Consider the following 23,721-nt stretch of genomic DNA (forward strand, 5'->3'; position numbering starts at 1 on the left):
TAATCTAAAAGGAGCTACTGGTATGATCAAAAAAAGGAAAAAGACATTCATCATCGCCGCATTCCTATCCATCTTTATAATGTTACTAATAGCTAGCTATATGTTAAATCCTCAACCCGTTCATGCGATGATGGTAGACTTTTCTAGTATGGAGGAACAGGATGAACAAGTTTATCTAGAACCTGACATCTCTGAGAATATTGAGTATTTGATTATAAACGATCTCGAACAATCGAAAGAAAGAATTTCAGAGATCTTTGACGGATTACATTCTACTCCAACAATGCTATTTGTTCAATCTCCTCAAGCCCTGAAGAAGTATGCTCAAAAGAATCGAACGGGACAGACTTATTATACATATTGGGGGCATTACATCGTTATTGGTCCTGATGGATTTAATGAAGATGTAATAGCTCATGAACTGCTGCATAGTGAATTAAGAACGAGATTAAAGAATAAGGACAAGGTACCTGTATGGTTTGATGAAGGGTTAGCAACCTTAGTTGATCATAGATATATAAGAAATGAAAATTTAAGCTTAGATCATATTAATGACTTAAGTAGTAGAGATGCTTTTTATGAACCCTCACAAGTAAAAGAAAATTATGAGATCGCCCATTCAGAAGTTACTAGATGGTTTGGGATCGTAGGAAAATCTGGCTTAGCAGAACTTATTGAAGGATTAAATAAAGGTGGAGCATTTAATGAACTGTATAAAGCAATAGAATCTCGTAGATAGAGGAGGTTGTAATGAAGAAGTTCATTATTGTAATTCTAGCCATTGTTGCTTTAATGCCAATGCGCTCAATGAATGCGGACTGGGCTTATTCTTTTGTTGTTTACTCAGGTGATATTTATGAAATATCCGACAACGATCTCATCCCATCGAATGAAATTGACAAGAAGATAGGGCAAGTAACACGATATTCAGACCACGAAGGAACGTATAGCGGCAACTTTTCAAATATTTACCCTAAGGGCACGCCATATTATTCAATTAAGAATATCGATCCAAAAGAAATCATTGCCATTAAGACCCACAAAGCTGAATTTGTCAAAGCCATTAATAAAGGTCAATATGCCAATGGTCAATTGGAAAGTAAAACGATCTGGATTTCTATACTAGGGTCTTTAATTATTGTGTTATTAATAATATGGATAATGAAACGAAAGAAATCTGTGCTATAGAGTTATCCGTTATGCCTTTGGGTGACAGGGTCTTTTGCCTTTTATTACTCGATTAAAGATTTATTTATGGTGGAGGATTTGAACCAGATGGGAAATGCTGCACTACCGATTAGGTTATCCATGAAGCTTGCAATGATGACGAAATGATGATGAGAAGGTGGATGTAATAGAAAACATATCGAGTTTAATCGAAAAGTTATCATGGAATCTATCCGAAGAAGAAAAGGAAGATGTAATTAATAAGCTACAATACATAAAGGATGAAGATTTGCATTTATTAGTACAACCTATATCAAAAGACTATTGGGATGGAGCGGCTGAAACAGTCATACGTTTAGGATATCCACGTGTGAAAAGCATATTGCCGGGTTTACTTGAATGGATACAAGATATAAATTGGCCAGGTGCGGGGGAAATAGCTGTTTTTTTACTTGAAATAGGGGATCCGATGATTCCATATGTAAAAGATGTACTAAATCAACACAGTGATGATGAAGAATGGGTGTACAGGATTTTTAATGATTTAATTGATCATTGGAATACGCTACAAATCCTACAGATACAAGCGGAATTAATTAAGATTTCACAGGAAAAAGCCAATGATCTTTCGGCATTAAGAATCTTATTAACTCACGGTATATATGCAAAAGATGTGGTCTGTGAAATAATCCAGCGCAAAAAAGATGTCATTGCTTTTGAACTCAAGGAACTTCATGATACCCATCCTGAAATTGATTGTGAAGCTCTTCATAAAGAATTCTTCAATCAGCAGCCTAATGTAATTAAACAGTTTCATGAGCACAATAAAGAACGTTTTTATATATGTAATTCGATATCTAAGCGCCAAGAAGTTTTAAGAGAAATAGAAATCTTTACAGCTGAGTTTCTCACTTCATGATGTTATCAAGCTTTACTGAAATAAATTTAAAGGAGACTTATCAGTGAACAACATCAAGGTGCTTCATTATGATGCGTTTTCTCCCTATCCGAACAAAGGGAATCCTGCGGGAGTAGTGTTAGAAGCTGATCATTTAAGCGAAAGTGATATGCAATCAATAGCTCATAAGGTCGGATTTAACGAAACAGTTTTTGTAGTCCCATCAGATGTAGCTGATTTAAGGCTTAAGTATTTTACGCCAGGCCATGAGATCAATCTTTGTGGACATGCTACAATGGCATCTTTATTTGCTTTAAAAACAAAGGGTATTCTTGGAGAGGCTAGCTCGATAAAGATCGAAACAAACGTGGGTGTGCTACCCATCCAATTCAGTATGGACAACAATAATCACTTACTAATAAAAATGAAGCAAGATCAACCGAAGTTTATTGAATTTAACGGCGATAGAGCGAAGCTTGCACACGCCATAGGTTTAACTCTTGACGAGATAGAAGAGGATCTGCCTATTGTTTATGGCTGTACTGGCGCATGGACTCTATTAGTCCCGATTAAGAGTATAGATAGCTTTAATAAAATGAAACCGACAAACTCGTTGTTTCCGGAGATTTTAACGCAGCTTTCAAAAGCATCGATACACCCATTTTCACTTCAAACGCTTGATCCGCAAGCTTTAATGCATGCCAGACATTTCTCATCTCCTTATTCAGGAACCGTTGAAGATCCAGTAACAGGTACAGCATCTGGTGTCATGGGGGCTTATTATTTAAAATATATTGATCCGCATTTGGACTCGATCCAATTTGATGTAGAACAAGGACAAGAAATCGGTAGAGATGGGAAAGTAAATGTAGAAGTGTATCGATTAGATTCTGATAGAATGGATGTGTTTATTTCTGGAACTGCGGTATTTGTGGGGGCTGTAGATTTATGGAGATGATAAAATATACTCATCTTGGAGTGTATGAAGTCTTAGTGAAGAACGATAAAGTATTACTAATTAAGAAAGCAAGATGTTTCATTATTAGATGTGAACTTTGAGCTTAAGACTAATGGAGACGGACAAGACTCTGATGGGGCACAGTGGATAGAAATCAAACAACTAAACAACCTTGCTTTAACCCCTTTTGTGAAGAAAATAATGCTGGGTCATTATTAGAACTTTAATGATCTAAGGAATGGAGGCAGCTTCATGATTGAAATTGATTGTTTGGGTGAAATCTGCCCAGTACCAGTAATGATGTTAAAAAAACATCAAAAAGCCATTCAGAAGGGTGAAAAGGTAATGCTAGTTACTGATCATAGCTGCGCAAAAATTTCTATCACGGATTACTGTCGTGGTTCAAATCTAAAATGTTCCATTCAAGAAGTGATTAATGGAGTATGGGAAATTACGATTGAGGTTTAGGCTCAACACAAAGTATCTATTAAAGTCTTTTCAATATATCGAACTAATTGTTTCGTATCGTTGTCACAGCGCTGATTTTGTTTCTTTATCATGTAGACATCGTTATTGACCTGGAACTGATCAATAGGAATGATCTTGAGTTGTTTACTATACAACTCTTTTTTTATGGACATATAAGGGAGAAAGGCGAGACCATGTCCTCTAATGGCAGCAAGCTTTACCGCCTCAAGAGAGTCTAGATTAAAGAGTATATTTAATTTAAGCTCGCCCACTGACACGGCATTCAAAGCTCTTTGCACACAATGAAGCTGTGAGGACCAGATTAAAGGATAATTCGGGAGCTCAGTCAATGTGATTTTAACAGGGCAAACGGTCGTATTGCTTGCCACCAACATAACTTGATCTGAAAATACCATATGTGAGCTTAATTCGGATTTTGGAGAGGGACCGGAAATAAACCCGATATCACCTTCTTCAAGAAGTAAACGTTCTTCTACTAAGGACGATGCCCCTTCATTTAAAGTGATATGGCAATTGGGAAAATGTTTTTTTACCTCATACAAGGTACAAGGGAGAGCATAATTACAGACCTCCGGAATCGCATAAATAGACAGCTCTTGTTGTGTTGGCTGTAAATGATTGATTTCTGTGATCATATCATCATACAATTTACAGATTTGCTCCACGTACTTCTCCGCAATAATCCCTGCTTCGGTTAGGCTAGCGCCTTTATTACTTCTCACAAAAAGTTCAGAACCTAGGGTATTCTCCCATGATTTCAACTGCTGACTAAGTGCGGATTGGGTGATATGAGATTTCTGAGCGGCTTTAGATATACTTTTTAACGAAGCTATATCTAAAAACAATTTAAGCGTTTCCATATTCATACTTATTCCTCCTGTTGCCCGCTGTTAGTGCACACTATAGCATATATGATTACGCTCCATCTGTGCCATTAGTAACACTTATACAGCATAAAGAAAGCAGATAACCACAGCTCAAATAAGTATGTTACTATTTTCACATAGTCGATTACATAAAAACGATGGAGGTGTTAGACTATGGGGCAAACCGTAAGTCCCGAAACGAGATCAACCCGAACCAGAGCTCCTAGAAAACCTAAAAAGAGTCAGTTGCCCATCGCGTTGCTGGTCACAGCTCTCATTATTGGGTTTGGTTTTTTCCTAGACCATTCCCACGATAAAATGGTTGTCTACCTGCTTTTCGGTATTTCGTTTGGCGTTATTTTACAAAGATCACGTTTCTGCTTTACTGCATCACTTAGAGATCCCTGTATTACAGGCAGCACATCAGTTACAAGAGCGGTTCTTATTGCATTTTCTCTCGCTACGATCGGATTTACAGCCATTAAGTATCCAGCGTTCCTGGAAGGTAAACCGATTCCTGGGATGGACAATGTGGGTCAGATCAGCTTAGCTTTGATCATTGGTGCTGTATTATTCGGAATTGGCATGGTTATCGCGGGTGGCTGCGCTTCGGGTACATTGATGCGTGTAGGTGAAGGATTCACGATGCAGATGCTTTCACTTGTGTTTTTTGTCATTGGTTCACTTTGGGGATCACATGATATGGGTTGGTGGAGAGCTAACGTTATAAAGGATGCACCAACTGTATTTTTACCAGACGTCTTTGGTTGGCTTGGAGCACTGGTTGTTCAGTTCCTGATTATTCTTCTGTTATACATTGCAGCTGTTAAATGGCAAGAGAAAAAGATGGGAAGCGCAGATTAGTTTAGATTATTACGTGAATATTTTCACTATTGTTATTCCAAAAAAATATAAAGGTGGTTTTTAAAATGGCTGAATTTACACTTGATTGCATGGGAGAAGCTTGTCCGGTTCCGTTAATGAGAACAGAAAAGAAGATGACTGAACTAAATGTTGGAGACGTTCTAGTTGTTGCTATTGATCATAGCTGCGCAATGAAAAACGTACCAGAATGGGCGAGAAAACAGGGACATAATGTGGAAATCGAAGAGGTCGATGATGGTGAGTGGGAAGTTGTTATTGAGAAGGTAAAATAGGATCGCTAAGTAGGAAAGGACGGTGAATGAAACGGTGAATGAATTCTGGTTGAAGATATCGTCTAACCGCTTTTACAAGCAATTGCTCAAAGAACCGTTTACTTATGTAACTGGAGCTGTACTTCTCGCTGTGTTCGCTACAGCACATCTGGCTGTTTTCTCAAAAGGATGGGGAGTAACCAGCGCCTTCGCGGACTGGGGAGCTTGGGCGTATCGACTGGTAGGAGGAAATGTAGATAACTGGGCTTACTTTAGTACGGAGAAAGCTCAAAAAACATTATCTTCCGGATTTTTAAATGATGGTGGGTCCATTCGAAATGTAGGGATTATCTTAGGTGCATTAGCAGCGACATTGTTTGCTTCCGAGTTCAAGCTTAAGAAAATTAAGTCCAAAAAGCAGGTTGTAGCAGCGGTACTTGGCGGATTGCTCATGGGGTACGGAGCTAGACTGGCTAATGGATGTAATATTGGTGCATTGTTTACGGCTATAGCTTCCTTATCGCTTTCAGGATGGATATTTGGATTGTTCCTGCTGGTTGGCGCATTTATAGGCAGTAAATTATTAGCCAAATTCTTTATGTAAAAGTGAAATAGTCTGAGCTTGTAGCGCTGACGAGAGTCAGCCTATTTTATTAAGGCGCAGACTCACAGGAGGGACAAAAGGAATGGAAAAGAAGACAGAACAGTATGATGTCGTCATTATCGGTGGCGGGGCTGCTGGTTTAACAGCGGGAATCTATTGTGGACGTGCAAAATTAAAGACTCTCCTCTTGGAAAAATCACTGGTAGGTGGTCTTGCCACTTATACTAATGAAATAGAAAATTATCCTGGTTTTCCTGAAGGATCGACCGGTACAGACCTTATGGGACTATTTCATAAACAAGCTAAGAAATTTGGTGTGGATTTTAAAATGACAGATGTAAAATCTGTTTCGGTAGCGGAAGATATTAAGGTAGTGGAGACCTTTCGGGTTCGTTATAAGTGCAAGGTCATTATTATAGCCAGTGGGGGAAAACCAAGAATTACCGGGGCAGCAAATGAAGATATGTTCTTATATGATAAAGGAATTTCCTTCTGTGCAACCTGTGACGCTGCAGCAAATACGGGAAAGACGGTTATGGTTGTTGGCAGTGGTGATGCAGCTATTGAAGAAGGAATGTTTCTGACCAAGTTTGCAGATAAAGTAATCATTTCTGTTATGCATGATCATGGGAAAATGGATTGTAATGAAATTGCTAAAACGCAAGCACTGGAAAACCCTAAGATGGAATTCATGTGGAATACGGTGGTAAGTTCTTTCGAAGGTGAAGAACGCTTAAATTCTGTCGTCCTGAAAAATTTAAAATCTAATGAACTGCAAAACGTAAAGGTTGATTCATGTTTCTTATTTATTGGATATACCCCGAACACAGAAATTTTATCAGGTGTAGTTGAGTTGAATCGAAATGGATATGTCCTAGTCAATGAAAAAATGGAAACAAATATACCTGGTGTGTTCGCAGCAGGCGATGTATGTGATAAGTTCCTTAAGCAAGTGGCTACAGCTGTTGGCGATGGTGCCATTGCAGGGTATGGTGCAGAGAAGTATATCTCTGAATGTGAGACCTATGAGCATCAAATTCTAAATCAAGGAAAACCATCCGTTGTTTATTTATGGAATGCAACTGATCCTTCTTGTCGGGAGCTATTACCACTCATTGAGGCGTTTGAACAATCCCATACTGAGATCAGGGTCACAAAGGTAGATGTATATAAGTCACCCGGACTTGCTGCCAAGCTGGGAATAGATTCAGTACCTTCCATAGTTTATCTAAATGATGGAAAGATCCAAAGGGTAATTACAGATAAGATAAGTGATAACATATTGAATGCTCTAACGAATTGATGGAAAAGCCCTATGCAGATATCTCTGCATAGGGCTTTTTTTAATTATGCTTTTATTAATTGGACGAGCTATTTCAAGAAAGTGTCAAAGTATCAATAATAGTTGTTTTGTCATATACCTTTGAAAGCGCTTAGATATTAAGATTAATTCATAAGATAGCAAATCAACGGAGGGAGAGTAGAGGAGAACCAAGGCTGCAAAAAGAGAGAAAGCCATGAAAGATGCTTTATTTATAAGAATCTAGGTTTAGGAGGACTTACATATGGCGAACGCAAGCGTCGCACCAGACAAGACATCAAGACCGAATCTCGGCAAGCATCGGACCAGCGGGATAAGACGCTTTTTTAAGCAAATAGATCTGCAGCTTATGGTATTGCCAGCACTTGTTTTAGTTTTTATTTTTGCCTATATCCCCATGTACGGTATTCTAATCGCTTTTCAAGATTACAAGTTAGGTAATAGTTTTATTAGCAGTGATTGGGTTGGATTAAAGCACTTTATTTACTTCTTTAAAGCTCCTGAATTTGAAGTGGTTATGAAAAATACAATCATAATCAGCTTACTGAAGTTCTGTTTTGGATTTCCTGCACCGATTATTTTGGCGTTAATGCTGAACGAAGTTCGTAAGATGTTCTTTAAACGGGTTATTCAGACCGTTACATACTTGCCTCACTTCTTATCTTGGGTGGTTATCGGCTCGATGGTTACCTCGATGCTATCCGTAGATAATGGCAGTATAAATATGCTGCTTGAGAAATTGAGATTTATCGATGAACCGATTAACTTCCTGTCTATGACCGAATATTTCTGGGGCATTTTAGTTACAACCAATGTGTGGAAGGAAATTGGATTTGCCTCAATCGTTTACTTAGCTGCCATTGCTGGTATTGATCCGCACTTATACGAAGCTGCTTCGATGGATGGTGCGAGTCGCTTTAAACAGATATATTTGATTACGTTGCCTTCCATTATGCCAGTTGTGATCATCTTTATGATTCTGGCAATCGGTAATCTGGTGAATGCAGGATTTGAAGATATTTTGATCCTTGCTTCCAATCCGGCTCTACGAGAGGTATCAGATTCAGTTGATGTATATGTTGTACGTGTCGGTATAGATAACTTCAGGTACTCCTATGCGACTGCTATCGGATTGTTCAAGGCCGTTATCAGTGTGACATTACTTACCTTTGCAAATTTCATTGCCAGAAGAGCGGGAAACAGCTTGTGGTAATGAATTACTCAATATAGGGGGACTGAATTATGAAACGTACTAACATAGGAGACCGATTGTTTATTGGATTCATATATGTATTCTTGACCTTACTGGCATTCTCCGCGTTTTATCCATTTTGGAATTCACTTGTGATTTCTTTTAATGAGGGGATGGATACTTCCAAAGGCGGAATTACTTTCTGGGTCCGTGAGTTCACGCTTGAGAATTATAAGATCGTATTTGAAGATTCTCGTTTAATGGGTGGATTCGTCATTGCAACATTGCGGACTGTAATTGGTACAGTAACAGCGATATTGGCCACTTCGATATTTGCTTATGGGATGTCGAAGCGCGAACTAATGGGTCGCAAATACTACATGATTATGTGTATCATTACAATGTATTTCGGTGGGGGACTCATTCCTTCATACATGCTTATCAGAAGTTTAGGCCTCTTCAACTCATTTTGGGTGTTTATTATTCCTGCACTTGTCAGCGTATGGAATATGATCATATTCCGGACCTTCTTCCAAGGTCTTCCGCAAGGTTTAGAGGAGTCAGCAAAAATTGATGGCTGCGGATACTGGGGAACTTTTCTCCGAATCGTACTTCCCTTGTCAGGGCCTGTCATCGCAACATTATCATTGTTCACAGCAGTCAATCACTGGAATGAGTGGTTCGTAGCGAGTATTTACATTACGAAAGAGGAGTTAATGCCGATTCAGACCATCTTGAGACAGATATTGTTCTCTAATATTGCTTCAGAACAGCTGTCTAATGTAGATGCAAGTTCCATTGCTCATATTAACTCAGCCAAGAAAATAACGTCGAAGTCATTAACGATGGCTACGATCATGGTTGCAACCATTCCGATTGTATGTGTATACCCATTCCTACAAAGATTCTTCGTTAAAGGTGTCTTGGTCGGATCATTGAAAGAGTAGGATGATAGAATGAGATGGGGTTTAGAGCGTATTGCTTTGAACATAGATTACAAATTGAAAGGGGAAAATACATTGAAGACTAAGAGAAAGATGCTTCTCGGAACGTTGTCTACCTTGCTATTGTCGACTGTGGTGGCGGGTTGTGGTGGCAACAATTCAAGCGCTCCAGCTGCAACTGCTGAACCAGTGAAAGAAGGAGGAACAGCGGTTAACACAGCAACTGAAGCTCCAGCGGCTGATTTGTATGAGTTAGGGAAAGAACCGCTTGAAGTATCATTCTACGGAAACTACGGCTGGTATCAAATGCCGAAATGGGGCAAAGATGCTGCTTCTAAATGGATTTTAGATAATTTGAAAATCAATGTCACTGGAATTAGCTCTGGTGGTAATAATGCTCAGAAGCTGCAAACGATGATCGTTGGTAATGAGCTACCGGATATTGTATGGACTGAGAAAGGTGCTGACGTAGAGCGTCTTCGTCAAGCGGATATGCTAGTTCCTTTGGATGAATACATTGATAAATATCCAAACTTTAAAAAGTACTTAACAGCTGGACATTTGGAATTGCTTCGTTCTCCTGATGGTAAAATCTATCAGCTGCCGAATTATTATACAACACAGCCAAACGGTAATGCCGGTTATGCGATCAATAAGAAAATTTACAAAGAACTCGGTTCTCCTAAGCTAGAGACTACGGATGATTTGTATGCTTACTTAAATGCTGTTAAAGCGAAGTTCCCAGATGTTATTCCGTTTGAGACTGGCTTAGCGAAAGATGGTAACGGTATTGACCAGTTGTTCTCCTCTTTTAAAGAGAATAACCTTTCGTATACTAGAATATATGCTGTACCTGATGGCGACAAAATGGCTTCCATTTACAAAGATGAAGGGTTCCGTGAGTCCGTTGTCTTTGGTGCTAAATTAATGCGTGAGAAGCTTATGACACAGGATGCGAATACCCAAACAGAAGACCAAATCAGAGAGAAAGCGATGAACGGCAAGTTCGCTGTGATTGCGACATTCGATCCGATGAAGTTGCTCGCTACTGCTGATGAAGAGATGAAGAAGAAAAATCCGGAAGATGGTTATATGTTTATTAAACCAATCTACAAACCGGGCTTAGATCAAAGTAAAATCACTCCGGGAACGTACAATCAGTTAGGCTGGAACGTGGCTACAATCACTAAAAACGCTAAAAATCCAGAAGCTGTATTCGCAATGCTTGATTGGATGACAGGTGCAGAAGGTTCTATGGTTCTGAACTGGGGCCCTCCAGGACCAGACGCTTACTGGGATGGCTTTGAAGCAGATGGACTTACTCCTAAATTTAATAAAGATAAATATCTAAATGAGCCAGAAGCATTGTCTGAAATCAGCGGTAAGGCTGGTGACTTGGTTTGGGTAGGAAACACGGTTTTCTTGGATAATACGAAGAAAATGATGTTGCAAACCCTTCCAGCTGATAAGATCGACTTTAGTAACCGTTGGCAGATGGAAGTAACGTGGGCTTCACAAGGCGACTTTACGGAGTTCCTAAACTGGGATCCGGCTCCAGACAGTGAAGAAGGTATTATCAGACAAAGCGTTAGAGATATCTGGCTAACTGCTAGAGCGAAATCAATGTATGCGAAGACCGATGCAGAAGCATTAGCCATTCTTGACAAAGCACATGATGATTCCATGAAGGTTGGTTATGAGAAATTCCTTGATTATGTTACAAAAGTATGGACAGAAAACAAGAAAGCTTTAGGAAAATAATAATTAGTAATACGAAGGTTTGCTACTAGGCAAGCCTTCGTTTTTACGTTGTATTCCGATGACTCATTGTTTATAGGCTGGTAGACAAATTTATGAATGGTATACTGGGAAAGAGTAATGGTAGAATTTACAGGGACAGATTTATGCATTTCAAAGGGGGACTTGTTGATGTACAACGTATTATTAGTAGACGATGAGATGCTGGATCTAGAAGGTATGAGACAATTTATTCCTTGGAATGAGCTTGGTATGGAAGTTGTAGAGGCAGCAAATAACGCGTTTACCGCGTGCGATATTTTAGATCAGCATGTTATTGATATTATCGTAAGCGATGTGAATATGCCGAATATGTCGGGCCTTGAGCTGGCTCGAATTGCTATAGAGAAAAAAAAGGATATACGCGTGATATTTGTAAGCGGTTACCAAGATTTTAGCTATGTTAAGCAAGCACTGTCACTAAAGGCGTATAGCTACGTCCTTAAGCCAATGGATGATAGCGAACTCATTGCTGCACTTCAGAAAGTAAGGCAGGATTTAGACGATGAACGTAAACGACGTGATGTTGAAGAAGCCTATCAGCATATGATTCCAATGGCCAAAAATGATTTGTTGATACGCTTATTCGAAGGGGAATGGGAAGGGGAAGAGGGTAGCCAGGCCGGAATGTTGTCGCTTGTGAAGTCATACGGTCTGGATAAGCTGAATTGGCCTGTTCGTGTAGCTGTCTTGGAGCTTGACTACTTCAACTGGCTTCAAGGACAGGATAATCTATCTAAACATCAAATGGCTAAGGACTTCCTTTATGAAGTGAATAGAATAGGTCAGAAGCACGGAATGCCACATTGCTACAAGGTATCGTCCTATCGGATTGCATTATTGATTAACGAGCAGGAAATGGAAAAGTTCACTGAGGATATTTACGCCTCGATTCGTGCGAAGTTTCCAGTCACAATGACTGTAGGTGTAGGCAAACCAACATTTTCTATGGAACAGATTCATATCTCCTATCGACAAGCTATGGAAGCTGTGGACGGAAAAATGTTTATTGGCAAAGGCAATCTTATAATGTATGAGACCGTTAGCAGTGAACCAGGGATGATCGATGCTCGTATGTTAGATACCCGTATGGATACGCTGTTTAAAGCGGTGAAAGAGTATGAGCTAGTTCTTATTTATGATGAGATCGACAAGTTATTCCGCTCTGTAAGTAGTTTGAGATCCAAATTCACTATTCATAATCTGGCAATGTATATCATTTGGAAGCTGGATCAGCAGTTAAAGGATGTTAGTGAGGATTTATTTGAAATTTTAGGTATGGAGATACATAGTTTAGATGTTTTACACCAATTCGATACGATCAGTGATATTCGCTCGTGGCTCGTACTCAAAACGTTTGAGATCTCTGAGTACCTGCGTAGTAAATCAGATTCAGTGAACCATAAATTGATTAGAGAAATCATCCAAACGATGCAGGACAGAATGAGCGATAACTTTACGCTTAAAGATATTGCGCAGCAGTTCTCTTTCTCCCCTAACTATTTGGGCTATCTATTCAAAGAGGAAACTGGGAAAACGTTCAGTGAAGTACTTACACAGCTTCGAATGGATCAAGCAGGCAAGCTTTTAAAAGATCCGACCTGCAAAATCTATGAAATCGCTAGCAAGGTAGGCTATCGGTATCTCCCTTATTTCAGCAGACAGTTCAAAGAGGCTTATGGTATGACACCTATGGAGTATCGTAAGCGCGACAAGTGATGGGGGATGATGTTCTATGAAATTACGAAGAAGACATAAGTATGTGCCGATTGGGTATAAGTTAATGCTGACGTATATGTTTTTTATAATTATTCCTATATCCTTGATAGGGTTCGTCTCTCATTCCATGTATAATGATTCATTACGCGAACATATCAATACGAATATTAAAGGAACGTTATTGCAGATTCGTGACAATATTGATTATAAAATGGACGAAGTTACTCGAATATCAACGCAATTATACAGTGATTTTGATTTTTATCGGAATCTTCGGAGTTATGAGGAAGGCTGGGAAAATTACGATCGGATGTCTAAGAAGGTGCTGCCAAAGCTTGACGTAGCTATTCAATCTACTGGTGTGAAGATAGGGATGTCGCTATTCTTAAAGAATGAATCGATCCCTGAGATCTATTCGAATTCACTTGAGGGCTATTTGGATAATAGTAGCTTTTATCATCTCTACCACATGAAACGGATTGAAGGTAAGTCCTGGTATTATGATTTTCCAACTGAAAAATACGCTGAAACTATGAAATGGTGGCAGATCGAGAGTGATGTAGAGAATAATCGCATCTCGTTGCTCCGTAGACTAATTGATACATACGAGCCTCTTAAGCCTAAAGAGATAGGATTCCTAAGGATTAATGTAAGGATTCCAGATCTATTTGACAGTGTCAATTATACGAAGATAGGAAAAGGAAGTAATTTAATTATAAAGAATGAGTTTGGAAGAACGATGTATCAATCGGGTGAATTACCGGAGAACTATACTAATAATGAAGCCGAGCTTAATAAGGATTACCTGACGATTAAAGAAACGATTATGGTTGCTAACCAAGCATGGCAATTAATCGCGCTTGTTCCGATTACAATCCTTGAAAAGGATGCAATGAAGGTACGTTTGTTTATTATTTTAATGTGTCTCATATGCTGTGTGGTTTTTAGCTTTGTAGGTATATTTATATCCCGTTATTTTTCGATTCGGATTAATAAGTTCGTCTATGTGCTTAATGCCTATCGGGAAGGTGATCTTCACAAGCGTATTAAATATCGAGGGAAGGATGAATTCTCTCAGATAGCAACCGCACTGAATGATATGGGTGAGAATATTGATATGTTGATTAAAGAGGTATATCTGACGCAGCTCCAGAAGAAGGAAGCGGAGCTTGAAATCCTACAATCGCAAATCAACCCACATTTTCTGTACAATACTTTGTCGTCTATTATTCAATTAGCCAAGTTTGGTCAAAATGAGAAGCTGCAGAAGATGGTGATGGAATTAGCGAAGTTTTACCGCTTAACGCTTAATGAGGGCCGTACGATGATCCCGGTTCCAACTGAAATTGAGCAAGCAAACGCCTATTTAGAAATCCAGAAAATTAAATACGGTGACCGCTTAGAGGTTCTGTTTGATTTTGATACTGAGATCTGGCCTTATGAGACCATTAAACTGATTCTACAACCCTTTATCGAGAACGTCCTGAAGCATGCTTGGTGCGGCGATCACATTCATTTACGGATTGTAGGACGTAAGGAAGGCGATAATATTCTTTTCCGTATTATTGACGATGGTATTGGCATCAGACAAGAGCGTATTGATCAAATTTTCGATTCGAAGGGACACACAAATACAGGTTATGGCGTCCGTAATGTGGATCAACGGATTAAGCTGCAATATGGACCTGAGTATGGCGTAAGTATTTTTAGTCGTGTGGGAATTGGAACATCAGTTCAGATCCTGATTCCTGCCAAAAAAAGAAAGTAAGCGGTATTGCAGTGATGATGTAGAGAAGGGGTCATTAAGCTAGTTATCGCTAGCTTAATGACCCCTTTGATTGTTCAAGTGATCGTTAGAAACCTTTGTATTGAGGTTCTTCTGACTCTAATTCGGTTACCCGATTTTCAACCTGTGTAACGATTTGTTGCGTTTGCTCAGCTGCATTTGTGAATAAAGTTTTTGCACTTTCGTTTTGTGTTTCAAGTGCAAATTGCTCCAAGCTCGCTTGAGCGCCTTTTAAAGAAGATAAACATGTTTTAACTTGTGAGGCTACTGTCATTAGGTTTCTCTCCTCTGTTTTAAGTTTCTAGCATGACGTTTTCTATTGTCCTCAACCGTTACTTTAGTTATGCAGGAAAAAAATAGAAGCTTTACATGTTAACCGATTTCCATAAATAAGTAGTCTAATTCAGGATTGAATGGACCTTTTTTGACAAATAATGAGTGTTAATAAACAAGTGTTGATTTAAAAAAGGAGGAAAATTGTGATGCCGGAGTGGTTGGAGGTTGTAGTACGAACACTCTTTGCTGTGGTTGTGCTTTTCTTTTTAACTAAATTACTGGGGAAGAGACAAGTATCGCAGCTTTCGTTCTTCGAGTATATTACGGGGATAACCGTCGGCAGCTTAGCCGCCTATATTTCTTTGGATACGGATAAGTATTGGCATTTAGGACTCATTGCACTGATTGTATGGGTCGCTTGTTCTTTAGGAATTGAATGGCTTCAGATGAAGAGTAAAAAAGCAAGAGACTTCATTGACTTTAAGTCCACCGTTCTTATAAAAGACGGGAAAATACTTGAAGATCATATGAAAAAGGAACGTTTAACAACAGATGAATTATTGGAAGAGCTACGTAAAAAGGATGTATTCAATATATCTGAAGTGGAATTTGCGATTATGGAGTCTGATGGAGCGATTAATGTTCTGCTTAAGAAGGAGTATCTCCCTCTATCGGCAAAAGACCTGGGTGTGAAGGTTGCCCCACAGAAAGAGTCACAAGCCGTCATTATGGATGGGAAAGTATTAGATAAACCGTTAGATACCTTAAATCTGACTCGCAGCTGGCTTGATGGAGCGCTAGAGAAAATGGGGCTAACCGTCGAGAATGTATTTCTCGCTCAAGTTGATTCTTATGGAGAGCTGACAGTCGATTTGTATGCCGACAACTTTAAAGTTCCACAGCCACAAGATAAACCACAATTATATGCTTTGCTAAAAAAATGTGAAGCGGATCTGGAAATGTTCAGTTTGTCGACAGAAAATGAAAAAGCTAAAAAAATGTACGAACAATGCTCAGAGCAATTGCAAGCATCTTTGAAAGTACTAAAGCCTTTAATCCAAAGTTGATGTTCTACAAAGCTCATACCCAAAAGCAAGAAAGAACCGATTTTTCACATCGGTTCTTTTTTTCGTATACAGCTGAATGGAGTACGAAGTATAAACCTCGTAAACAATTGGCAAACTAAGCCAGATTCGCAAGTCACAACCAAGGAGGTATACAGCCTATGTCAGGAATTCTAGAAACCATTAAAGATAAACTAGAGGGATGCAGTGATGCGGTGTATCAGTCCATTTCTGTTCATGGGCACACATGTCTTTTGATCTATATCCCTTCCATCATCGATTCTAAGACACTTCATGAAAGTATTGCTTTACCGCTAAAAACAGAAGCAGAAGCAAAGCTCGAATGGGCGAATTTTTTAGAACGGTTAGATCAAGGAATTGTTTTTCCTATCCAATATCTCAAGGCATTTGACTTACAGAAGATCGTAGATATGATCGTTGCTGGTAAAGTAGTGCTTTGTATAGAGGATCTTCCTTATGTTTATTATTTTGAAATTACCCAATATCAAAAAAGATCAGTGACTGAATCACAAAACGAACTTGTTGTGATTGGTCCCCAAGAGGCTTTCATTGAAGATATTGAAACGAATCTCTCTTTGATTCGACATAAAATTAAACATCCGGATCTAAAAACCATTCATTATTCGATTGGTAAATATACAAAAACTGATGTGTATGTGGTCTACATTGAAGGACTTTACAAAAAAGAAGTTCTTGAAGAGATAAAACAGAAACTAAATGAAATAGATATCGACGGGATACTAGGGATTAGTTATATATCAGAATATTTAAGGGATGGTAATCTCACGCCATTTCCGTTATTTCAATATACAGAACGTCCTGATTCGGTGGCTGCTTCTTTAATGGAAGGCCGAATCGGAATCTTACAAGATGGCACACCTACTGCAATGCTCGCTCCGACATCTTTTTTCACCATGCTGCAATCCTCTGAGGATTATTACCAAAGCTTTTATGCAGCAAGCTGGATTCGTGTTGTTAGATTTCTGTTCTCAATCATATCCATGATTCTTCCATCACTTTATGTAGCGATTACAACCTTTCATCCTCAAATCATTCCACCAAATCTGTTAATTACAATTGCTTCTGCGAGAGAGAACATTCCTTTCTCAGCGCTTACCGAGGCTTTAATTATGGAGCTTACCTTTGAAGCGCTTAGAGAAGCCGGGACTAGAATTCCGAAACCTGTAGGACAGACGGTTTCAATTATTGGGGGTATCGTTATTGGTCAGGCTGCGGTCCAAGCAGGAATTGTATCTGCTCCAATGGTTATTGTTGTTTCTATTACTGGAATTGCCACCTACATCATTCCTCATTATGAGCTAGGTCTGACTTTCCGGCTACTTCGTTTCCCGTTACTCGTTATGGGTGGAACAATGGGGCTGCTCGGGGTATATATTACAGCTTTTTTGATTTACGGTCATTTAGCTAATTTAAGACCGTTAGGTGCTCCATATTTGCAACCCGTTGCCCCACTTGTGTTACGGGACTGGAAGGATACATTAGCTCGTTTTCCCTCGAACTTTATGACGAAACGCAGCAATCTCTATACTGATAGGAATAAAAGGAGACAGAAAGAGAAATGAGAATCCTGAAGATAGGAGTGATTGTAATCCTGCTCCTAAATATAACAGGTTGTTGGTCGTCGAAGGTTGAATTGGATGAACTAACATTTGTATATGGAATGTTTATCGATGAAGGCAAAGAACCAAATACTGTTGAAATTACGATTAACTCACCCTTGCCCAATCGTCTTAACGCAGCTGGACAACCTTCAAATGGCGGTGGAGGAGACGGTAATACTTATTCTACCGTCTCTAAGACCGCAGAAACAATTGCAGATGCCATGCTGTTAATACAAAAAGACTTAACACGTCAGCTTAGTCTTGCTCAATTAAAAGTAATTGTCTTAGGGAAGACCTTTGCTGAACAAGGAATCAGCGAACTACTACTATGGATTGAAAGAGAACCAAGTCTTCCTCTGGGTGCTTTTGTTATGGCTAGTCCGGGAAGTGCAAAAGAGATGAATACTTTAACACCTATTTACGAGCAAATACCCTCGGATGTACTAAGGAACTTTGGATCAGAGAGATATTTGTTTTCTACTACGATTAAGGATTGCCTGTATGCAGAGGCATCCGGTGTTGGATTTGCTATAAACAATCTTTCATTTGGTAAAAAAGAAGAAACATCTAAAGATGGAAAACCGGAATTCTGGGCAGGAATCCAAGGGGCAATGCTGTTTCAAAAAGATAAGATGAAAGGAGTTCTTAAGCTTAAAGAGGGAAGGGCATTAGCTTGGGCGGCAGGCAGTCTTAAGCTGGCAGTTTACTCCGTCGATTGGGATGAGGGAAAAAGCGCCGCAAGTGTTGTATTTGTAAGCACAAAATCATCAAAGAAGTTAAATAAAACGGATAAGGGTCCTGTGTTCACAGTGAATTTAAAGGGGAAAGCTAGTGTAATTTATTTAAGGGATCCTAAGAATAGGGATGCAGAGGAACTCGGCCAAATTATCATTGCGAAGCTTAAAGAGAAAGTCTCTGATAATCTTAACGAAGCTATTCGTAATACCCAAAAAGCAGGTGCCGATGTTCTGCAACTCGGATTGTTACTGGAATGGAACGATCCAAAGCAATGGAAACAGCTTAGAGAGCGGTGGGATAATTATTATGCTCAAGAGGCTGATATTAAAGTGAAGACAGATTTTAGCATTGTGGATTTTGGAACAGCAAAATAAGACGTTTAGAGGGAGAAGTTATGCAAACATCGAAATGGCAGCTGTTCCGTTTTTTTATTATTTTCTTCAGCTCCCAAACCACTATTTTTTTGATTCCGACTCTAATTGCTACTTCATCCTATCAAGGTTGGATTGGTTTAATAGTGGGATCTTTATTAGGGTTAATATTATTGTGGTTTACTTTTCACGTCGGTATGCTGCGGCCAAATCAAGCGTGGGTTAGCTTTGGAAAAGATATCATAGGTAAATGGCCACACAAGTTCATGCTTCTTATGCTTTTATGCTGGTGTGTTTATTATGCATCCTTTGATATTGAGAACTTTGTGCTATTCTTTGGTTCTAATTATTTGAGGGGAACTCCACCTCTGTTTATTCAATGTGTGATTGGGCTAGTGATTATGTATACTGCAAGTTTAGGCTTTACAACGATTGCGTATATGGCGGATGGACTTTTTCTTATTTTTTTCATCACGATGATCATTTTATTTAATTTATTTCTCCCAAATGCGGACTTCAATATGCTGCCAGCCTTCATTCATTATCATGATCCCGGGATTGCCCTGAAGGACTCTATTGTAGTCATGTCATGGTTTGGGGAATGGATTGTCCTCTTGTTTGTTGTGCCCGATCTGAAGCTTGAAGCGAAGATGCTGAAAAGATTAGTTCTTACGGGGATATTTGTCTTAGTAACTGTCTTAATTGGTTGGTCACTGACGATGATGAGTTTTGGTCCACATTTGGGTCAGGAACTGCAATATCCTTTCCTTGAATTGGTGCGCAGCGCCAAACAAGATAATCTGCTAGGTAATTCGGATCCGCTCTTAATTGGAATATGGTCGTCTTCTATGTTCATTCACAGCTCTTTTCTTATCTATGTAGCCTCTAGATGTGTATCCGGCTTGTTTAATACAAAAGCTAGAAAAATGTACATTCCCTTTTTAACAATAGCTTCAATAACGATAGCTTTTTTATATTCACGACACATAGGCAGTTATTATAAACACTATAATAGTTATGCTATTGTTGTCATTTGGCTAATCGTTGAAAGCATACCGATCTATTATGCCATCACGGCTTTCTTTCGATATCGGTATAAAACTGCGAAGTAAATGAAAACAGGAGGGGAAATTTAGGTTCTGCCTTTTTAATAGGCAGGGCCTTTTCTTGTGAATTATATATTGGGTACACTTTCTGTTATGATTAAAGGACTTATTACAATAATTTCCTCAGATTGGATGGTGTATTTACATGAATCTTCAAGAAGTTACTGAACTCATCAAATCTATTAGAACCAATCTAGCTAAAGTCATTGTAGGTAAAGAAGATGGAGTAGACCTGCTATTAACCGCATTACTTGCCAATGGTCATGTTCTACTGGAGGATGTTCCGGGTACAGGTAAAACCTTGTTAGCCAAAGTCCTTGCAAAGTCTTTAGATTGTACATTTAAACGTATTCAATTTACACCAGACTTGCTGCCTTCTGATTTAAGCGGCATTAATTTTTATAATCAAAAGTCAGGTGAATTTCAGTTTAGACCAGGTCCAGTATTTGCGAATATTTTGTTGGCTGATGAAATTAACCGTGCTACACCAAGAACTCAATCCAGTCTGCTGGAATGTATGGAGGAGCGGCAAATCACGATCGATGGTGTGACTCATGGCCTAGAAGCACCTTTTCTCGTTATTGCTACTCAGAATCCGATTGATAACCAAGGCACTTTTCCGTTGCCTGAAGCTCAATTAGATAGATTTCTAATGCGGATTACTACGGGGTATCCTTCATTTGACGAAGGGATTCATATTTTGCAGCGTTTCCGTGAGAATAATCCACTTGAAGAGACTTTTGCTGTGGCTGCCGCTCAAGATATACAAGCTGCGCAGCGTTTGGCTGCTTCCGTGAGTATAAGTGATGATTTGCTAGCCTATATCGTTCGGATTACGGAAGCTACTCGCAAATCTGCGGCAGTAAAACTAGGGGCGAGTCCACGTGCGAGTGGAGCATTACTCAGATCATCTCAAGGATATGCTCTAATCCAAGGCAGATCTTTCGTTACACCAGATGATATTAAAGCCGTAGCTGTTCCAGTGCTTGCCCATCGTCTACTTCTTCATCGTGGATTGGGTTCAAAAGAGGGACAGGCCGCGGAAATTGTGTTACAAGTGCTTCGTGAGGTAGAGGTGCCGACAGAACTCGTTGCATCCTTAAGAGGCGGAAAGGTGGAATGAGCTATGGCTTTGCCTTGGTTCATTTTCATTACAATAGCTCTCCTGTTCCTTCTTGCCGTTATCTATGAACGGAATGGTCTGAAAGCGCTTAGTTATACTCGGTATTTTTCAACGAAGGTCGCTTATGAAGGGGATAACCTTGAGATGATCGAGGAGATCGTTAATGCGAAACTTCTGCCATTACCATGGCTTCGACTGGAATCTAGTATTGCAAGAGGCTTGGAATTTGGAAGTCAAGATAATCTCGGTATTAGCACGGGTGAAATCTACCAGAATCATATCAGCTTGTTCTTTCTTAAATCTTACCGTCATATTAAACGGCGTCATCAAGTAACTTGCGAACGGCGTGGGATATACCGTTTGGAGTCAGTCACCATGACCACTGGAGATCCCTTTGGATTGATCCGGAAAAATAAAACGTATCCTCTCAAATTAGAGTTATTAGTCTATCCTAATTTGCTGAATCTAGACGATCTTCCGCTACCGATACATAGCTGGCTGGGTGAACTTCCAGTGAAAAGATGGATCGTAGAAGATCCTTTCCTGACTGCAGGTATTCGCGAGTATAGCTCAGGAGATTCTATGGGACTTATAAACTGGAAGGCTACAGCGCGCACAGGGACTATGCAGGTACATAAGAAAGACTACACTGCGGATTCTAGACTCGTCATTTGCTTGAATATAGAGGACAGTGATTCCATGTGGAGAGCGGTAACGGATGTGGAACGTATCGAGCAAGGGATAAGATATGCAGCCACTATCGCCGAATACGCCATGCGCCATGGAATTGAGACGGGATTTATCTGTAACGGCAGATTGGATAACGGGGGCGAAAGAGATCCTGTTGAAGCAAAACCTATGGCTGAGCTGGAAGACTTGCTAGAGCTGTTAGCAAAGCTGGAGCTAGACAGAACGCTTCCTATGAGTCGATTGCTAGCCCTGCAGGCCGAGAGCGGAATAAGTGATACAGACTTTCTGATCATTAGCTGTCATAGAGGAGCAGAATTACAAGAGGCTGCTGACCTCCTATTGGTGTTGGGCAATGGTATAGAATGGCTGGATATTCCGGAACAGGGAGGAGAGAGCGCATGAAACTTCCGTTATCTGGTTACGTATGGAATACGGTCAAACTCTGGATATACTCTATCTTAGAACTATTATTAGTTTTACCTGTATGGATTCTGTTTCAGGTTTATGTACTGCCCAAGCAAGTTGAACCTATGTGGCTGACTGCCATACCACTAATATCATTAGTAGGTATTCTGCTACGAAAACAGTGTAGTGTTAGATGGAAGCAACTGCTGGCTGCTCTAATCCTTGGGACGGTGGTTGGGGCTTTGTCAGCAGGAAGTCTGTCTATCGAGAGTCTGCCTTTAGGTGTCGCAGGTTTTATATGCGCTTTTCTCGGAATGACTGCTGACTCTCGAGATCAGTCCAGTAAGAAGTACTGGATAGGTATTGTAATCTATTTTGTTGCGACCATTGCATTTGGTAGAATTCCCGATTTGGAGGGAAGTGTTACACTACTGACCTGGTGCGGTAGTTTGTGTCTATTGCTCACACTATTTATTTCTAATAGTAGCTATTTACAGTATAGTTCGCTTTCTCAAGAGGGCAAAGCTTTGCCAAAAGGATTACAAAGGAATAACCGTATTTATGTCATTGGAATAGGAATTGTTGCGGCCGTATTAGCGGCAGGAGTCGGAAAAGCTATAGGGACACTGCTATGGAATATGGTACGCTCGTTCTTTGGATGGATTAGTAATTTATTCTCTGGGTCAAGTGAGCCGCTACCCCCGCCAGTAGAACAGCCTCAAGCGAGTCCTGAACTACCTTTTGTTGGAGATGAAGAGCCTGGTCTACTAGCTGCTATATTAGATGTTGCTTTATATGTTGCTGGAGCTGTGTTATTGGGCGTTGCAGCTTATTATGGATTTCGGTGGTTGTATAGAAATGCCGGTGGGAAATTAAAGAGAGCCATGGATGCCTTGCTATCCATGCTGCGCAGGGAACATACGCCAAAGGACAATACAACTTATCTTGATGAGGAAAAAAGTGTATTTACATGGGAGCAAACGCTTCAAGGTCTAAAGGATTTCTGGAGTACTCGCCTTACGCCAAGACATCGAAAAGACCGCTGGGAGCAGATGAATAGTGAAACGGAGCGTGTTCGCTGGTTATATCGGCGTTGGCTTCATTTGAAGCACGATCATGGTTATGAAGTTAAGAGTTATCTTACGCCGAAGGAAACAGAAGACGATATTATTAAATGGACTGCTCTTAACAAGGTTAAACATAAGGGCGAAGAACATACGGTTAATACGTCGAATTCATTGATTGAATTATATGAAAAAGTTAGATATGGAGAAGAAAATCCTTCTGCTAATGATGTGGCTGCATTGAAAGATGAATTGAAATTATAGAATAGAATATTCTTCAAATTCATGCAAATAGGAACAAATAGGTTACAAACGCTTCAAAAGTGTTACAACATGGATACAATTGGTTTTGTACTTACCACTA

23 protein-coding genes are annotated in these 23,721 nt (G+C 39.7%); 21 read left to right on the top strand and 2 right to left on the bottom strand.

The genetic code is table 11. The features are described 5' to 3' along the window. Positions 1 to 22: 22 nt before the first annotated feature. The 5 genes from NSS87_RS13835 to NSS87_RS13855 all read left to right on the top strand — a co-directional run bounded on the left by NSS87_RS13835 (position 23) and on the right by NSS87_RS13855 (position 3,491). Positions 23 to 739: a hypothetical protein gene (locus tag NSS87_RS13835; RefSeq protein ID WP_076286373.1), complete on the top strand. Its 717-nt coding sequence runs from the start codon at positions 23 to 25 to the stop codon at positions 737 to 739. A gap of 11 nt (positions 740 to 750) precedes the next feature. Next, positions 751 to 1,188: an LPXTG cell wall anchor domain-containing protein gene (locus NSS87_RS13840; RefSeq protein WP_339247815.1), complete on the top strand. Its 438-nt coding sequence runs from the start codon at positions 751 to 753 to the stop codon at positions 1,186 to 1,188. A 157-nt stretch (positions 1,189 to 1,345) separates the two neighbouring features. Then, positions 1,346 to 2,086: a DUF5071 domain-containing protein gene (locus NSS87_RS13845; protein ID WP_339247817.1), complete on the top strand. Its 741-nt coding sequence runs from the start codon at positions 1,346 to 1,348 to the stop codon at positions 2,084 to 2,086. Positions 2,087 to 2,129: 43 nt separating this feature from the next. Continuing rightward, positions 2,130 to 3,023, top strand: coding sequence for a PhzF family phenazine biosynthesis isomerase (locus NSS87_RS13850; RefSeq protein WP_339247820.1), 894 nt, complete (start codon positions 2,130 to 2,132; stop codon positions 3,021 to 3,023). 252 nt (positions 3,024 to 3,275) lie between these two features. After that, positions 3,276 to 3,491, top strand: coding sequence for a sulfurtransferase TusA family protein (locus NSS87_RS13855; protein ID WP_339247823.1), 216 nt, complete (start codon positions 3,276 to 3,278; stop codon positions 3,489 to 3,491). A 2-nt stretch (positions 3,492 to 3,493) separates the two neighbouring features. Here the strand turns inward: NSS87_RS13855 and NSS87_RS13860 are convergent, their stop codons facing one another. After that, a complete protein-coding gene (locus NSS87_RS13860) occupies positions 3,494 to 4,378 on the bottom strand; it encodes a LysR family transcriptional regulator (RefSeq protein WP_339247826.1) in 885 nt (294 codons plus the stop codon). Between the two features lie 174 nt (positions 4,379 to 4,552). Here NSS87_RS13860 and NSS87_RS13865 point away from each other — a divergent pair, with 174 nt between their 5' ends. The 9 genes from NSS87_RS13865 (at position 4,553) to NSS87_RS13905 (ending at position 14,859) form a co-directional block, all read left to right on the top strand. Further along, positions 4,553 to 5,242 carry a YeeE/YedE thiosulfate transporter family protein gene (locus tag NSS87_RS13865; protein WP_042187846.1) on the top strand — a complete coding sequence of 230 codons (690 nt, stop codon included), beginning with the start codon at positions 4,553 to 4,555 and terminating at the stop codon, positions 5,240 to 5,242. 65 nt (positions 5,243 to 5,307) lie between these two features. Further along, positions 5,308 to 5,535, top strand: coding sequence for a sulfurtransferase TusA family protein (locus NSS87_RS13870; RefSeq protein ID WP_036678256.1), 228 nt, complete (start codon positions 5,308 to 5,310; stop codon positions 5,533 to 5,535). Between the two features lie 22 nt (positions 5,536 to 5,557). After that, on the top strand, positions 5,558 to 6,118 hold the full coding sequence (locus tag NSS87_RS13875) for a YeeE/YedE thiosulfate transporter family protein (protein WP_232061338.1): 561 nt from the start codon (positions 5,558 to 5,560) through the stop codon (positions 6,116 to 6,118). Positions 6,119 to 6,200: 82 nt separating this feature from the next. Then, entirely contained in the window at positions 6,201 to 7,421 is a 1,221-nt protein-coding gene (locus NSS87_RS13880) for an FAD-dependent oxidoreductase (RefSeq protein ID WP_339247829.1), read from the top strand. Between the two features lie 262 nt (positions 7,422 to 7,683). After that, positions 7,684 to 8,652, top strand: coding sequence for an ABC transporter permease subunit (locus NSS87_RS13885; RefSeq protein ID WP_339247832.1), 969 nt, complete (start codon positions 7,684 to 7,686; stop codon positions 8,650 to 8,652). 29 nt (positions 8,653 to 8,681) lie between these two features. Continuing rightward, entirely contained in the window at positions 8,682 to 9,578 is an 897-nt protein-coding gene (locus NSS87_RS13890) for a carbohydrate ABC transporter permease (RefSeq protein ID WP_042127373.1), read from the top strand. Between the two features lie 72 nt (positions 9,579 to 9,650). Further along, positions 9,651 to 11,336, top strand: coding sequence for an extracellular solute-binding protein (locus NSS87_RS13895; protein ID WP_052404491.1), 1,686 nt, complete (start codon positions 9,651 to 9,653; stop codon positions 11,334 to 11,336). A 168-nt stretch (positions 11,337 to 11,504) separates the two neighbouring features. Then, on the top strand, positions 11,505 to 13,091 hold the full coding sequence (locus NSS87_RS13900) for a response regulator (protein ID WP_042187852.1): 1,587 nt from the start codon (positions 11,505 to 11,507) through the stop codon (positions 13,089 to 13,091). Positions 13,092 to 13,107: 16 nt separating this feature from the next. Continuing rightward, entirely contained in the window at positions 13,108 to 14,859 is a 1,752-nt protein-coding gene (locus NSS87_RS13905) for a sensor histidine kinase (protein ID WP_339247836.1), read from the top strand. Positions 14,860 to 14,944: 85 nt separating this feature from the next. Here the strand turns inward: NSS87_RS13905 and NSS87_RS13910 are convergent, their stop codons facing one another. After that, positions 14,945 to 15,151 (bottom strand): DUF1657 domain-containing protein, encoded by a 207-nt coding sequence (locus NSS87_RS13910; RefSeq protein ID WP_036678243.1) that lies wholly within the window; start codon positions 15,149 to 15,151, stop codon positions 14,945 to 14,947. A 208-nt stretch (positions 15,152 to 15,359) separates the two neighbouring features. Here NSS87_RS13910 and NSS87_RS13915 point away from each other — a divergent pair, with 208 nt between their 5' ends. From NSS87_RS13915 to NSS87_RS13945, 7 genes are all read left to right on the top strand, one after another. Then, entirely contained in the window at positions 15,360 to 16,220 is an 861-nt protein-coding gene (locus NSS87_RS13915) for a DUF421 domain-containing protein (RefSeq protein ID WP_042187856.1), read from the top strand. Positions 16,221 to 16,378: 158 nt separating this feature from the next. After that, on the top strand, positions 16,379 to 17,821 hold the full coding sequence (locus tag NSS87_RS13920) for a spore germination protein (RefSeq protein WP_339247839.1): 1,443 nt from the start codon (positions 16,379 to 16,381) through the stop codon (positions 17,819 to 17,821). Next, positions 17,818 to 18,972 (top strand): Ger(x)C family spore germination protein, encoded by a 1,155-nt coding sequence (locus NSS87_RS13925; protein WP_042187860.1) that lies wholly within the window; start codon positions 17,818 to 17,820, stop codon positions 18,970 to 18,972. The genes NSS87_RS13920 and NSS87_RS13925 overlap by 4 nt, the downstream gene beginning before the upstream one ends. A 20-nt stretch (positions 18,973 to 18,992) precedes the next feature. Beyond that, positions 18,993 to 20,081 (top strand): GerAB/ArcD/ProY family transporter, encoded by a 1,089-nt coding sequence (locus NSS87_RS13930; protein ID WP_339247842.1) that lies wholly within the window; start codon positions 18,993 to 18,995, stop codon positions 20,079 to 20,081. 139 nt (positions 20,082 to 20,220) lie between these two features. Further along, positions 20,221 to 21,198, top strand: a complete 978-nt coding sequence (locus NSS87_RS13935; protein ID WP_042187864.1) for a MoxR family ATPase — start codon at positions 20,221 to 20,223, stop codon at positions 21,196 to 21,198. Positions 21,199 to 21,201: 3 nt separating this feature from the next. After that, a complete protein-coding gene (locus NSS87_RS13940) occupies positions 21,202 to 22,290 on the top strand; it encodes a DUF58 domain-containing protein (RefSeq protein ID WP_339247845.1) in 1,089 nt (362 codons plus the stop codon). Then, positions 22,287 to 23,621 (top strand): OadG family protein, encoded by a 1,335-nt coding sequence (locus tag NSS87_RS13945; protein WP_339247848.1) that lies wholly within the window; start codon positions 22,287 to 22,289, stop codon positions 23,619 to 23,621. The genes NSS87_RS13940 and NSS87_RS13945 overlap by 4 nt, the downstream gene beginning before the upstream one ends. Positions 23,622 to 23,721 lie beyond the last annotated feature (100 nt).

The organism is Paenibacillus sp. FSL F4-0243, from assembly GCF_037963295.1.
Lineage (GTDB): Bacteria > Bacillota > Bacilli > Paenibacillales > Paenibacillaceae > Paenibacillus_AQ.

Coding starts and splice junctions, on each gene's coding strand:
- NSS87_RS13835 (WP_076286373.1), top strand. CDS start 23: ATGATCAAAAAAAGGAAAAAGACATTCATCATCGCCGCATTCCTATCC.
- NSS87_RS13840 (WP_339247815.1), top strand. CDS start 751: ATGAAGAAGTTCATTATTGTAATTCTAGCCATTGTTGCTTTAATGCCA.
- NSS87_RS13855 (WP_339247823.1), top strand. CDS start 3,276: ATGATTGAAATTGATTGTTTGGGTGAAATCTGCCCAGTACCAGTAATG.
- NSS87_RS13860 (WP_339247826.1), bottom strand. CDS start 4,378: ATGAATATGGAAACGCTTAAATTGTTTTTAGATATAGCTTCGTTAAAA.
- NSS87_RS13865 (WP_042187846.1), top strand. CDS start 4,553: ATGGGGCAAACCGTAAGTCCCGAAACGAGATCAACCCGAACCAGAGCT.
- NSS87_RS13870 (WP_036678256.1), top strand. CDS start 5,308: ATGGCTGAATTTACACTTGATTGCATGGGAGAAGCTTGTCCGGTTCCG.
- NSS87_RS13880 (WP_339247829.1), top strand. CDS start 6,201: ATGGAAAAGAAGACAGAACAGTATGATGTCGTCATTATCGGTGGCGGG.
- NSS87_RS13885 (WP_339247832.1), top strand. CDS start 7,684: ATGGCGAACGCAAGCGTCGCACCAGACAAGACATCAAGACCGAATCTC.
- NSS87_RS13890 (WP_042127373.1), top strand. CDS start 8,682: ATGAAACGTACTAACATAGGAGACCGATTGTTTATTGGATTCATATAT.
- NSS87_RS13900 (WP_042187852.1), top strand. CDS start 11,505: ATGTACAACGTATTATTAGTAGACGATGAGATGCTGGATCTAGAAGGT.
- NSS87_RS13905 (WP_339247836.1), top strand. CDS start 13,108: ATGAAATTACGAAGAAGACATAAGTATGTGCCGATTGGGTATAAGTTA.
- NSS87_RS13910 (WP_036678243.1), bottom strand. CDS start 15,151: ATGACAGTAGCCTCACAAGTTAAAACATGTTTATCTTCTTTAAAAGGC.
- NSS87_RS13915 (WP_042187856.1), top strand. CDS start 15,360: ATGCCGGAGTGGTTGGAGGTTGTAGTACGAACACTCTTTGCTGTGGTT.
- NSS87_RS13920 (WP_339247839.1), top strand. CDS start 16,379: ATGTCAGGAATTCTAGAAACCATTAAAGATAAACTAGAGGGATGCAGT.
- NSS87_RS13925 (WP_042187860.1), top strand. CDS start 17,818: ATGAGAATCCTGAAGATAGGAGTGATTGTAATCCTGCTCCTAAATATA.
- NSS87_RS13930 (WP_339247842.1), top strand. CDS start 18,993: ATGCAAACATCGAAATGGCAGCTGTTCCGTTTTTTTATTATTTTCTTC.
- NSS87_RS13935 (WP_042187864.1), top strand. CDS start 20,221: ATGAATCTTCAAGAAGTTACTGAACTCATCAAATCTATTAGAACCAAT.
- NSS87_RS13940 (WP_339247845.1), top strand. CDS start 21,202: ATGGCTTTGCCTTGGTTCATTTTCATTACAATAGCTCTCCTGTTCCTT.
- NSS87_RS13945 (WP_339247848.1), top strand. CDS start 22,287: ATGAAACTTCCGTTATCTGGTTACGTATGGAATACGGTCAAACTCTGG.